The organism is Providencia sp. PROV122 (assembly GCF_028482365.1).
Taxonomy (GTDB): Bacteria; Pseudomonadota; Gammaproteobacteria; order Enterobacterales; family Enterobacteriaceae; genus Providencia; species Providencia stuartii.
Window position 1 is genome coordinate 15,710 of the sequence record NZ_JAMPQI010000038.1, and the last position, 9,930, is coordinate 25,639.

20 protein-coding genes are annotated in these 9,930 nt (G+C 44.8%); all 20 read right to left on the bottom strand.

Annotated features, from left to right (window positions below):
- Window positions 1-3 precede the first annotated feature (3 nt).
- The 20 genes from rplF to PSE69_RS18590 all read right to left on the bottom strand — a co-directional run bounded on the left by rplF (window position 4) and on the right by PSE69_RS18590 (window position 9,691).
- A complete protein-coding gene (gene rplF, locus PSE69_RS18495) occupies window positions 4-537 on the bottom strand; it encodes a 50S ribosomal protein L6 (RefSeq protein WP_004926436.1) in 534 nt (177 codons plus the stop codon).
- Between the two features lie 14 nt (window positions 538-551).
- A complete protein-coding gene (rpsH, locus tag PSE69_RS18500) occupies window positions 552-944 on the bottom strand; it encodes a 30S ribosomal protein S8 (protein WP_004926438.1) in 393 nt (130 codons plus the stop codon).
- Between the two features lie 34 nt (window positions 945-978).
- On the bottom strand, window positions 979-1,284 hold the full coding sequence (gene rpsN, locus PSE69_RS18505; protein WP_004926440.1) for a 30S ribosomal protein S14: 306 nt from the start codon (window positions 1,282-1,284) through the stop codon (window positions 979-981).
- A gap of 12 nt (window positions 1,285-1,296) precedes the next feature.
- Entirely contained in the window at window positions 1,297-1,836 is a 540-nt protein-coding gene (gene rplE / locus PSE69_RS18510; RefSeq protein WP_004926441.1) for a 50S ribosomal protein L5, read from the bottom strand.
- Between the two features lie 15 nt (window positions 1,837-1,851).
- Window positions 1,852-2,166: a 50S ribosomal protein L24 gene (rplX, locus tag PSE69_RS18515; protein ID WP_004926444.1), complete on the bottom strand. Its 315-nt coding sequence runs from the start codon at window positions 2,164-2,166 to the stop codon at window positions 1,852-1,854.
- An 11-nt stretch (window positions 2,167-2,177) separates the two neighbouring features.
- On the bottom strand, window positions 2,178-2,549 hold the full coding sequence (gene rplN, locus PSE69_RS18520; RefSeq protein WP_004926446.1) for a 50S ribosomal protein L14: 372 nt from the start codon (window positions 2,547-2,549) through the stop codon (window positions 2,178-2,180).
- A 178-nt stretch (window positions 2,550-2,727) separates the two neighbouring features.
- On the bottom strand, window positions 2,728-2,982 hold the full coding sequence (gene rpsQ, locus PSE69_RS18525; RefSeq protein WP_004265446.1) for a 30S ribosomal protein S17: 255 nt from the start codon (window positions 2,980-2,982) through the stop codon (window positions 2,728-2,730).
- Window positions 2,982-3,173: a 50S ribosomal protein L29 gene (rpmC, locus tag PSE69_RS18530; protein ID WP_004265442.1), complete on the bottom strand. Its 192-nt coding sequence runs from the start codon at window positions 3,171-3,173 to the stop codon at window positions 2,982-2,984. Before rpmC ends, rpsQ begins: the two co-directional genes overlap by 1 nt.
- On the bottom strand, window positions 3,173-3,583 hold the full coding sequence (gene rplP, locus PSE69_RS18535; protein WP_004926449.1) for a 50S ribosomal protein L16: 411 nt from the start codon (window positions 3,581-3,583) through the stop codon (window positions 3,173-3,175). Before rplP ends, rpmC begins: the two co-directional genes overlap by 1 nt.
- Before the next feature lie 12 nt (window positions 3,584-3,595).
- Window positions 3,596-4,297, bottom strand: coding sequence for a 30S ribosomal protein S3 (gene rpsC, locus PSE69_RS18540; RefSeq protein ID WP_004926451.1), 702 nt, complete (start codon window positions 4,295-4,297; stop codon window positions 3,596-3,598).
- Window positions 4,298-4,314: 17 nt separating this feature from the next.
- Window positions 4,315-4,647 (bottom strand): 50S ribosomal protein L22, encoded by a 333-nt coding sequence (gene rplV / locus PSE69_RS18545; RefSeq protein ID WP_004265430.1) that lies wholly within the window; start codon window positions 4,645-4,647, stop codon window positions 4,315-4,317.
- Between the two features lie 15 nt (window positions 4,648-4,662).
- Complete coding sequence (rpsS, locus tag PSE69_RS18550; protein WP_004265426.1) at window positions 4,663-4,941, bottom strand: 30S ribosomal protein S19; 279 nt, start codon at window positions 4,939-4,941, stop codon at window positions 4,663-4,665.
- 14 nt (window positions 4,942-4,955) lie between these two features.
- Entirely contained in the window at window positions 4,956-5,780 is an 825-nt protein-coding gene (gene rplB / locus PSE69_RS18555) for a 50S ribosomal protein L2 (protein WP_004926454.1), read from the bottom strand.
- A gap of 19 nt (window positions 5,781-5,799) precedes the next feature.
- Window positions 5,800-6,102, bottom strand: coding sequence for a 50S ribosomal protein L23 (rplW, locus tag PSE69_RS18560; RefSeq protein WP_004926456.1), 303 nt, complete (start codon window positions 6,100-6,102; stop codon window positions 5,800-5,802).
- Window positions 6,099-6,704, bottom strand: coding sequence for a 50S ribosomal protein L4 (gene rplD, locus PSE69_RS18565; protein WP_004926458.1), 606 nt, complete (start codon window positions 6,702-6,704; stop codon window positions 6,099-6,101). The genes rplW and rplD overlap by 4 nt, the downstream gene beginning before the upstream one ends.
- A 16-nt stretch (window positions 6,705-6,720) precedes the next feature.
- Entirely contained in the window at window positions 6,721-7,350 is a 630-nt protein-coding gene (gene rplC, locus PSE69_RS18570; RefSeq protein ID WP_004926461.1) for a 50S ribosomal protein L3, read from the bottom strand.
- Window positions 7,351-7,382: 32 nt separating this feature from the next.
- On the bottom strand, window positions 7,383-7,694 hold the full coding sequence (gene rpsJ, locus PSE69_RS18575; RefSeq protein WP_001181005.1) for a 30S ribosomal protein S10: 312 nt from the start codon (window positions 7,692-7,694) through the stop codon (window positions 7,383-7,385).
- A 355-nt stretch (window positions 7,695-8,049) separates the two neighbouring features.
- Window positions 8,050-8,526 (bottom strand): bacterioferritin, encoded by a 477-nt coding sequence (gene bfr, locus PSE69_RS18580; RefSeq protein WP_036942589.1) that lies wholly within the window; start codon window positions 8,524-8,526, stop codon window positions 8,050-8,052.
- 127 nt (window positions 8,527-8,653) lie between these two features.
- Window positions 8,654-8,854 (bottom strand): bacterioferritin-associated ferredoxin, encoded by a 201-nt coding sequence (gene bfd / locus PSE69_RS18585; RefSeq protein WP_014657269.1) that lies wholly within the window; start codon window positions 8,852-8,854, stop codon window positions 8,654-8,656.
- A gap of 93 nt (window positions 8,855-8,947) precedes the next feature.
- The gene (locus PSE69_RS18590; protein ID WP_004926467.1) at window positions 8,948-9,691 is read right to left on the bottom strand and encodes an SDR family NAD(P)-dependent oxidoreductase; all 744 of its coding nucleotides are present in this window, start codon (window positions 9,689-9,691) and stop codon (window positions 8,948-8,950) included.
- Window positions 9,692-9,930 lie beyond the last annotated feature (239 nt).

The window sequence follows — 9,930 nt, forward strand, 5'->3', positions numbered from 1 at the left end:
ACCTTACTTCTTCTTAGCCTCTTTAGTACGCACGATTTCATCGGCGTAACGAACACCCTTGCCTTTGTAAGGCTCAGGACGACGGTAAGCACGCAGTTCTGCCGCGACTTGACCAATCACTTGCTTATCCGCACCTTTCAGTACGATTTCAGTTTGTGTTGGGCATTCTGCAGTAATGCCTGCTGGCAGTGCGTGTTCAACCGGATGCGAAAAACCTAGAGACAAGCTAACAGCGTTGCCTTTAACTGCCGCACGGTAACCAACACCGACTAGTTGAAGTTTTTTAGTGAAGCCTTCAGTAACACCAACAACCATTGAGTTAAGCAGAGAACGAGAAGTACCCGCCTGTGCCCAAGCATCAGCGAAACCTTCGCGCGGTGCGAAAGTTAAGCGGCCATCTTCATGTTTAACTTCAACTGCATTATGGATAGTACGAGTAAGCTCGCCGTTTTTACCCTTAATCGAAATAACCTGACCGTTGAGTTTTACCTCTACGCCGGCAGGAATGACGACGGGTGCTTTTGCCACACGAGACATTCTTTCCTCCCGAATTAAGCTACGTAGCAGAGAATCTCGCCACCAAGACCAGCTTGGCGAGCTGCACGATCAGTCATGACACCTTTAGAGGTAGAAATAACAGCGATACCTAAGCCAGCCATAACTTGTGGCAGCTCATCTTTTTTCTTATAGATGCGCAGACTTGGGCGGCTTACACGCTGAATGCTTTCTACTACAGCCTTACCTTGGAAATAACGCAGAGTCAGTTCCAATTCTGGCTTAGTGTCGCCTTCAATTTTAAAATCTTCAATATAACCTTCTTCCTTCAGCACTTTGGCAATCGCCACTTTCAGCTTGGAGGAAGGCATGGTGACCGCAACTTTGTTCGCGGCCTGACCGTTACGGATACGGGTCAGCATATCCGCGATGGGATCTTGCATGCTCATCTGTCTTTACTCCCGTGATTCAATATGGTGACAATTACCAACTAGCCTTTTTAAGGCCCGGGATTTCACCGCGCATAGCGGCTTCACGGACTTTAATACGGCTCAGACCAAATTTCCGCAGGAAACCGTGCGGACGCCCAGTTTGACGGCAGCGGTTACGCTGACGAGAAGGACTTGAATCACGTGGCAGTGTTTGCAGCTTGAGAACAGCGTCCCAGCGATCTTCATCAGATGCGTTTACATCAGAGATGATAGCTTTCAGTTCAACGCGTTTTGCGAAAAACTTCTCAGCTAATTTAGCACGCTTAACATCACGCGCTTTCATAGATTTCTTAGCCATGAGTACCCTGCCTTACTTGCGGAACGGGAAGTTGAACGCTGCTAACAGTGCGCGACCTTCGTCATCTGATTTCGCAGTTGTGGTGATAGTAATATCTAAACCACGCACACGATCCACTTTATCGTAATCGATTTCAGGGAAGATGATTTGTTCACGTACGCCCATGCTGTAGTTACCGCGACCATCAAATGACTTAGCGGACAAGCCACGGAAGTCACGAATACGTGGTACAGCAATAGAAATCAGTCGCTCAAGGAACTCCCACATGCGTTCGCCACGCAGGGTTACTTTACAGCCGATTGGATAGCCCTGACGGATTTTGAAGCCTGCAACAGATTTGCGTGCTTTGGTGATCAATGGTTTTTGACCAGAGATTGCTGCCAAGTCAGCTGCTGCATTGTCCAGCAGTTTTTTATCAGCAATCGCTTCACCAACACCCATATTCAGGGTGATCTTCTCGACCCGAGGGACTTGCATGACAGAATTGTAACCAAACTGAGCCATCAGTTTTTTAGTTACTTCGTCTTTATAGTAATCATGCAGTTTCGCCATCGTATACTCCAAAAATTACTTGATAGTTTCACTGTTAGATTTGAAGAAACGGACTTTTTTGCCGTCTTCGAATCTAAAGCCTACACGGTCAGCCTTACCAGTTGCCGCGTTAAAGATTGCAACGTTAGAAACGTGAATTGCCGCTTCTTTTTCAACGATGCCACCTGGTTGATTCAGAGCCGGAACTGGCTTCTGATGTTTTTTAACCAGATTGATACCTTCAACGATAACTTTACCAGAAGAAATAACCTGTTTTACTTTACCGCGCTTACCTTTATCTTTACCAGTCAGCACGATAACTTCGTCATCACGACGGATTTTCGCTGCCATAGTTCCGCTCCTTAGAGTACTTCAGGTGCCAGTGAGATAATTTTCATAAACTTCTCTGTACGAAGTTCACGAGTTACCGGCCCAAAAATACGCGTACCGACTACTTGCTCGCTGTTATTGTTTAGAATAACGCATGCATTACTATCGAAGCGAATGACAGAACCGTCCGGGCGACGTACACCCTTCTTGGTGCGCACCACTACCGCCTTCAGGACATCACCTTTTTTCACTTTACCGCGTGGAATTGCTTCTTTAACAGTAATTTTAATGATGTCGCCGACGCCTGCATAGCGACGGTGCGAGCCACCTAGAACCTTGATACACATTACGCGACGTGCACCGGAGTTGTCGGCCACGTTCAGCATAGTCTGTTCTTGGATCATTTTAGTGCTCCGCTAAATGTCAACTACTACTGAGCCACTTCATTATTGAAGAGACCGTTCAATATAACCCACAATACGAGGGCGCGGCATTATAACACCACATCTTCGTTATGGACAGAAAAAAATAAACGGCTCAGTAAAAAAGAGCCGTTTATTTATTAGAAAAGGCTATTCTATATTATAAAACAGCTTTTTCAACAACGCGAACTAAGGCCCAAGACTTAGTCTTAGACAGTGGACGAGTTTGGCGGATTTCTACCACGTCACCGATTCCACATTCATTGTTCTCGTCATGTACGTGCAATTTAGTCGTACGACGGATGAATTTACCATACAGAGGGTGCTTCACCATACGCTCGATAGCAACAACAATAGATTTCTCCATTTTATCGCTAACTACACGACCTTGCAGAGTACGGATTTTATCGCTCATTACGCACCTGCCTTCTCAGTCAGTAAAGTCTTCACACGTGCGATATCGCGACGCACTTGTTTCAACAGATGAGACTGTTGCAGCTGACCACTTGCCGCCTGCATACGTAAGTTGAATTGTTCACGTAACAGGTTCAAAAGTTCAGCGTTCAGCTCTTCAACGCTTTTTTCGCGCAGCTCTTGTGCTTTCATTACATCACCGTCTTAGTTACAAAGGTGGTTTTGATAGGCAGTTTCGCTGCTGCCAGAGAGAATGCTTCACGAGCCAGCTCTTCAGGCACACCGTCCATTTCATACAGGACTTTACCAGGCTGGATCAAGGCAACCCAATATTCTACGTTACCTTTACCTTTACCCATACGAACTTCGAGTGGCTTCTCAGTAATTGGCTTGTCTGGGAACACACGGATCCAGATTTTACCTTGACGCTTAACTGCACGGGTCATAGCACGACGTGCCGCTTCAATCTGACGAGCAGTCAGACGACCACGGCCCACAGCTTTAAGACCGAAAGTGCCGAAGCTAACATCCGTACCTTGTGCCAGACCACGGTTGCGGCCTTTGTGCACTTTACGGAATTTTGTACGCTTTGGTTGTAACATCAGCGACTCTCCTTACTTGCGGCCTTTACGCTGCTGCTTTTTAGGTTGAGCAGCTGGTTTTTCAGCTTGTTCAACAGCAGCCATACCACCCAGAATCTCACCTTTGAAGATCCATACCTTAACGCCGAGAACACCGTAAGTGGTGTGCGCTTCTGAAGTGTTGTAATCGATATCAGCACGTAGAGTGTGCAGTGGCACACGGCCTTCACGATACCACTCGGTACGAGCGATTTCAGCACCGCCTAAACGGCCGCTGACTTCAACTTTAATACCTTTAGCGCCCAGACGCATTGCGTTTTGTACAGCGCGTTTCATAGCACGACGGAACATAACACGACGTTCCAGCTGTGAAGCGATGCTGTCAGCAACCAATTTAGCGTCCAGTTCTGGTTTACGAACTTCGGCGATATTGATTTGCGCAGGAACACCAGCGATATCCGCTACTGTTTTACGCAGTTTTTCTACGTCTTCACCTTTCTTACCGATAACGATACCTGGGCGAGCAGTGTGAATAGTCACACGAATGCTTTTTGCAGGACGCTCGATAACGATGCGTGAAATTGACGCTTTTGCCAATTCTTTGTTCAAGTACTGGCGTACTTTATAATCGCTGTCTAGGTTGTCAGCGAATTCATTAGTATTCGCGTACCAAGTAGAGTTCCAAGGTTTGACAATACCCAGGCGAATACCATTAGGATGTACTTTCTGACCCATTGCTAGTCTCCAGAGTCTCAGCGATCGGACACAACCACAGTAATGTGGCTGGTGCGCTTAAGAATACGATCTGCACGGCCTTTCGCACGCGGCATGATGCGTTTCATGGTTGGACCTTCGTCAACGAAAATTTTCGCAACTTTCAGGTCATCAATGTCAGCGCCATCGTTTTGCTCTGCGTTAGCAATTGCAGATTCAAGTACTTTCTTCACTAAACCAGCAGCTTTCTTGTTGGTGTAGGTCAGAATTTCCAGAGCTTGCGACACTTTCTTACCGCGAATCAGGTCGGCAACTAAGCGAACCTTCTGGGCAGAAGAACGAGCGTGGCGATGCATAGCTAAAGTTTCCATCTCTTCCTCCTATCCTTAACGTTTCTTAGCTTTCTTATCAGCCGCATGGCCGCGATAAGTGCGAGTCGGTGCGAATTCACCCAGTTTATGACCAACCATTTCGTCGGTAACAAAAACTGGAACATGCTGACGACCATTATGGACAGCGATGGTCAATCCGATCATATTAGGAAAGATCGTTGAACGACGGGACCAAGTCTTAAGAGGCTTCTTGTCTCCGCTTTCCACCGCTTTCTCTACCTTCTTCAGCAAGTGCAGGTCAATAAAAGGACCTTTCTTGAGAGAACGTGGCATGGTTTATCCTCTAATTATTTTTTAGAACGATGACGTACGATGAATTGATCAGTACGCTTGTTGCTACGAGTTTTCTTACCTTTGGTTTGAACGCCCCAAGGTGTTACAGGGTGTTTACCAAAGTTACGACCCTCACCACCACCATGTGGGTGATCGACTGGGTTCATCGCCGTACCACGAACGGTAGGACGAATACCACGCCAGCGGCTAGCACCAGCTTTACCCAGAACACGTAACATGTGCTCAGCGTTACCAACTTCACCTAAAGTTGCACGGCAATCAGCCAGAACTTTACGCATTTCACCAGAACGCAGACGCAGAGTGACATAAGCACCATCACGTGCAACGATCTGAGCATAAGTACCTGCTGAACGCGCTAACTGACCACCTTTACCTGGTTTCAGTTCGATGTTGTGAACTGTAGAACCAACAGGGATGTTGCGCATTGGCAGTGCGTTACCAGTTTTGATTGCTGAATCAACGCCAGATTGGATCTGGTCACCAGCTTTCAAACCTTTAGGCGCAAGAATATAACGACGTTCACCGTCTTTATATAGAACCAGTGCAATGTTCGCAGAACGGTTTGGATCATATTCCAAACGCTCAACAACAGCAGGAACACCGTCTTTGTTGCGTTTAAAGTCAACCAGACGATAGTGTTGCTTATGGCCACCACCAATGTGACGAGTGGTGATACGGCCATTGTTGTTACGACCACCGGATTTGCTGTTTTTTTCTAACAGCGGAGCATAAGGTTTGCCCTTATGCAGCTCAGGGTTAACCACTTTAACTACGTGGCGACGGCCCGGAGACGTAGGTTTACATTTAACAATTGCCATTGTTCTTTACTCCTCCGACTTACTCTGCGCCGCCAATGAAGTCCAGATTCTGGCCTTCTTTCAGCGTAACGTAAGCTTTTTTCCAGTCGCTACGACGACCAAAACGCTGACCGTGGCGTTTAGTTTTGCCTTTAACCAGCAAAGTGTTAACACCTTCAACTTCGACTTCAAACAGTTTCTGCACAGCAGCTTTAATTTCTGCTTTAGTCGCGTCTTTCGCAACTTTGAGAACGATGGTATTGCTTTTTTCCATCGCTGTAGAAGCTTTTTCAGATACGTGCGGCGCGCGCAGTACTTTTAGCAGACGTTCTTCACGGATCATGCCAGCATCTCCTCAACTTGCTTCACAGCATCAGCAGTCATAACCACTTTGTCGAAGGCGATTAAGCTAACTGGGTCGATACCCGCTGCATCACGAACGTCAACCTTGTACAGGTTACGTGCTGCTAAGAACAGATTTTCATCTAATTCAGCAGTGATGATCAGTACATCTTCCAGAGCCATATCTTTCAGTTTCTGTGCCAGCAACTTAGTTTTAGGTGCTTCAACAGAGAACTTCTCGACAACGATCAGACGATCTTGACGTACCAGTTCAGACAGGATGCTTTTCAGAGCACCGCGGTACATCTTCTTATTAACTTTTTGACTGTGGTCCTGTGGTTTAGCAGCGAAGCTAACACCACCAGAGCGCCAAATTGGGCTCTTGATAGAACCAGAACGTGCGCGGCCTGTGCCTTTTTGACGCCATGGTTTTTTACCTGAACCAGAAACTTCAGCACGAGTTTTCTGAGCACGAGTACCTTGACGAGCACCAGCTGCATACGCAACAACTACTTGGTGAACAAGCGCTTCATTGAAATCACGCCCGAAGGTAGTTTCGGAAACAGTCAGCGCGCTTTGCGCGTCTTTCATTACCAATTCCATTCCTATCTCCTCGACGTTAAGCCTTGACAGCCGGTTTTACGATCAGGTCGCTACCAGTTGCACCTGGAACAGCACCTTTGACCAGCAGCAGGTTGCGCTCAGCGTCAACACGTACTACATCTAGGCTTTGAACGGTTACACGCTCATTACCCAGTTGGCCTGCCATTTTCTTGCCTTTGAACACTTTGCCCGGAGTCTGGTTCTGACCGATAGAACCCGGAACACGGTGAGACAAGGAGTTACCATGGGTAGCATCTTGGGTACGGAAATTCCAACGCTTAACTGTACCAGCGAAGCCTTTACCTTTAGATGTACCAGTAACGTCGACTTTTTTAACGTCAGCGAAAATTTCAACGCTAATGCTTTGACCTACGTTAAATTCAGCACCTTCTTCAGTACGGAATTCACGTAGAATACGGCCAGCTTCGACGCCAGCTTTAGCGAAATGACCTGCCTCAGGCTTAGATACACGGTTCGCTTTTTTGCTACCAGTAGTCACCTGAATTGCATTATAACCGTCAGTTTCTGCTGTTTTAACTTGAGTAACGCGGTTATTTTCGATTTCGATAACTGTTACAGGGATAGAAACACCATCTTCAGTGAAGATACGCGTCATACCCACTTTTTTACCGACTAAACCAATCATTGTTTCAACCTCTCAATCGTTCGACGACCTGATTAACCCAGGCTGATCTGCACGTCTACGCCGGCAGCCAGGTCCAGACGCATCAGAGCATCAACGGTCTTCTCGGTTGGCTCAACGATGTCAACCAGACGTTTGTGAGTGCGAATTTCGTACTGATCACGCGCATCTTTGTTAACGTGCGGAGAAATCAGAACGGTAAAACGCTCTTTACGTGTCGGCAGCGGGATAGGACCACGAACTTGCGCACCAGTGCGCTTAGCAGTCTCTACGATTTCCGCAGTTGATTGATCAATTAAACGATGATCAAAGGCTTTCAGGCGGATACGGATTCTTTGGTTCTGCATGAGACCAGAGCTCCAACTATTTTATAAACGTAAATAATTACTCCTCGCACCCATTTCGATTGATGGGGGAGTGTAATCGTTCTTTGATGTAACCCCCAAATCGGGAGTATTGTCTAAATGAGTTACAAATCGTGAACTCAATACTGACCTTTAAGACCTAAAAAACTAGGGATTACTAATCAGTAAGCCCGCGCATTATACGCAACTGAATCTTAAACGCAAGTAATCGGAGAAAATATGTGCGAATTTTTCTGCTTTTTTACTTATAGCTAGCACTTTTCAATAAAAAACGCCTCACTATTACTTTTTTGTAGTGAGGCGTGATATTACAGCACATAAATAAATCGAAAAGGCATTACTCCTCTTCAATAATTTGCGCCTGTGTATAATTTTGAATACCCATACGTTTGATTAAATCTAACTGCGTTTCTATCCAATCAATATGGTTTTCTTCATCAGCTAAAATTTCAATCATCAGATCACGACTAACGTAATCATGAATTGAGTCTGCGTAACTAATCGCTTCTTTTAGATTTTTAGCTCCATCAAGCTCCAGCTTAAGGTCTGAAGCTAACATCTCCTCAACATCTTCACCAATGTTAAGTTTACCGAGGTCTTGCAGGTTAGGTATCCCCTCAAGGAATAAGATACGTTCGATATACTTATCTGCGTGTTTCATTTCATCAATCGATTCATGGTATTCCACCTCATTAAGACGTGTTAAACCCCAATTTTTAAACATACGTGCATGCAAAAAGTATTGATTGATTGCTACTAACTCATTGCCCAATAACTTATTCAGATGGGCTATCATTTTTTTATCGCCTTTCATTTTTTATACTCCATTGCTTCCAGTCTTTAAAGTGTAGTACTGAAATGCTAACAATGAGTAATTTTCTATAGAGAATTTGAGATGAAAGTTACTTATTAATGAATGAGTTAAATGATTATTATTTCGATTAAGCGACTTCAGCAATACAGATATGCTCGGCAAGTGCTAACTCATCATTTAAGATTTCACGAGTTTGCCTGATGCACTTACCGCATTCACGACCGACAGGGAGGATTTGACGTAGCCCTTTTAATGACGTCACATGATATTGGCGCACCGCACTTCTAATTTGTTTATCCGTTACGGCTTCACAGAGACATACATACATAGCAACTACCTGCATAAATTACACACAGGTAGTTTAAATAAAAATGATTACCATTTCAATTATCGTTACGATCAATTTACATAAAACGTTTCATTAAGCAGTAAAACCTCCATCCACTAAATAGGCAGCTCCTGTCACAAATGACGCTGCATCACTAGCTAAAAAGGCAACAACATTAGCAACCTCTTCAGGTGTGCCTATCCTTTTCATCGGATGCATCTCTGCTAACTTTTGTTTATCTAAATCGCGCCCATCCAATAATGGAGTATCGATATAACCAGGGCAAACTGCATTAATTCGAATATTATGCATTGCATAACTTATTGCCAATGTTTGCGTTAACAGTTTGATCCCACCTTTTGAAGCGCAATATGCTGGAAATTGATGTTGCCCCACAAACGAACATATAGAGCCACAGTTAACAATTGCTCCTTCTTTTTGGTTTTTTAACCAATAATCGATAACAGCTCGATTAATCAAAAATAATCCATTGAGATTAACATCAATGACATGCTGCCATTTTTCATAAGCGAGTTTGTGGGCAACGTCATCGGCAAGTATTCCTGCATTAGCAAATAAAAAATCAATCGAACCGTATTCCTTTACTGTATGCGCCACTAACCGATCATTCTCTTTTTCATTGGCTGCATCCATCTGAAAAAATTGTATTGCGCCCTCTTTGTTCTTCAAGCGATTGAGTGCCTTCTGACCACGGTCAGCATGACTTCCCGTAATGATAACTGACGCACCTAATGATAAAAATTTTTCTGCCGCCGCTAGGCCAATACCGCTACTCCCTCCCGTAATAATGCCAACCTTACCTGCGAACGAAATCATGCCTCATCTCCTCATCTTCATTATGATGATTAAATAATAGACAATTCGTTTGAGTTTATTGGTAATACTGATGTTGAATCTTGATTTTGTGACCGAATTAACGCATTGAAATTTAATAAATAAATAGAAATATCACAAGGATTGATAATGTCTTGAGAGACAATTCTTCGCGGTAAATAGATAGGAGATGAGGGAGATAAGAAATACAAAAGGGCACCCTATGGATGCCCCTTTTCATT

Excerpts from the sequence above, each read along its gene's own strand:
- rplF (WP_004926436.1), bottom strand. The coding sequence starts at position 537 with ATGTCTCGTGTGGCAAAAGCACCCGTCGTCATTCCTGCCGGCGTAGAG.
- rpsH (WP_004926438.1), bottom strand. The coding sequence starts at position 944 with ATGAGCATGCAAGATCCCATCGCGGATATGCTGACCCGTATCCGTAAC.
- rpsN (WP_004926440.1), bottom strand. The coding sequence starts at position 1,284 with ATGGCTAAGAAATCTATGAAAGCGCGTGATGTTAAGCGTGCTAAATTA.
- rplE (WP_004926441.1), bottom strand. The coding sequence starts at position 1,836 with ATGGCGAAACTGCATGATTACTATAAAGACGAAGTAACTAAAAAACTG.
- rplX (WP_004926444.1), bottom strand. The coding sequence starts at position 2,166 with ATGGCAGCGAAAATCCGTCGTGATGACGAAGTTATCGTGCTGACTGGT.
- rplN (WP_004926446.1), bottom strand. The coding sequence starts at position 2,549 with ATGATCCAAGAACAGACTATGCTGAACGTGGCCGACAACTCCGGTGCA.
- rpsQ (WP_004265446.1), bottom strand. The coding sequence starts at position 2,982 with ATGAGCGATAAAATCCGTACTCTGCAAGGTCGTGTAGTTAGCGATAAA.
- rpmC (WP_004265442.1), bottom strand. The coding sequence starts at position 3,173 with ATGAAAGCACAAGAGCTGCGCGAAAAAAGCGTTGAAGAGCTGAACGCT.
- rplP (WP_004926449.1), bottom strand. The coding sequence starts at position 3,583 with ATGTTACAACCAAAGCGTACAAAATTCCGTAAAGTGCACAAAGGCCGC.
- rpsC (WP_004926451.1), bottom strand. The coding sequence starts at position 4,297 with ATGGGTCAGAAAGTACATCCTAATGGTATTCGCCTGGGTATTGTCAAA.
- rplV (WP_004265430.1), bottom strand. The coding sequence starts at position 4,647 with ATGGAAACTTTAGCTATGCATCGCCACGCTCGTTCTTCTGCCCAGAAG.
- rpsS (WP_004265426.1), bottom strand. The coding sequence starts at position 4,941 with ATGCCACGTTCTCTCAAGAAAGGTCCTTTTATTGACCTGCACTTGCTG.
- rplB (WP_004926454.1), bottom strand. The coding sequence starts at position 5,780 with ATGGCAATTGTTAAATGTAAACCTACGTCTCCGGGCCGTCGCCACGTA.
- rplW (WP_004926456.1), bottom strand. The coding sequence starts at position 6,102 with ATGATCCGTGAAGAACGTCTGCTAAAAGTACTGCGCGCGCCGCACGTA.
- rplD (WP_004926458.1), bottom strand. The coding sequence starts at position 6,704 with ATGGAATTGGTAATGAAAGACGCGCAAAGCGCGCTGACTGTTTCCGAA.
- rplC (WP_004926461.1), bottom strand. The coding sequence starts at position 7,350 with ATGATTGGTTTAGTCGGTAAAAAAGTGGGTATGACGCGTATCTTCACT.
- rpsJ (WP_001181005.1), bottom strand. The coding sequence starts at position 7,694 with ATGCAGAACCAAAGAATCCGTATCCGCCTGAAAGCCTTTGATCATCGT.
- bfr (WP_036942589.1), bottom strand. The coding sequence starts at position 8,526 with ATGAAAGGCGATAAAAAAATGATAGCCCATCTGAATAAGTTATTGGGC.
- bfd (WP_014657269.1), bottom strand. The coding sequence starts at position 8,854 with ATGTATGTATGTCTCTGTGAAGCCGTAACGGATAAACAAATTAGAAGT.
- PSE69_RS18590 (WP_004926467.1), bottom strand. The coding sequence starts at position 9,691 with ATGATTTCGTTCGCAGGTAAGGTTGGCATTATTACGGGAGGGAGTAGC.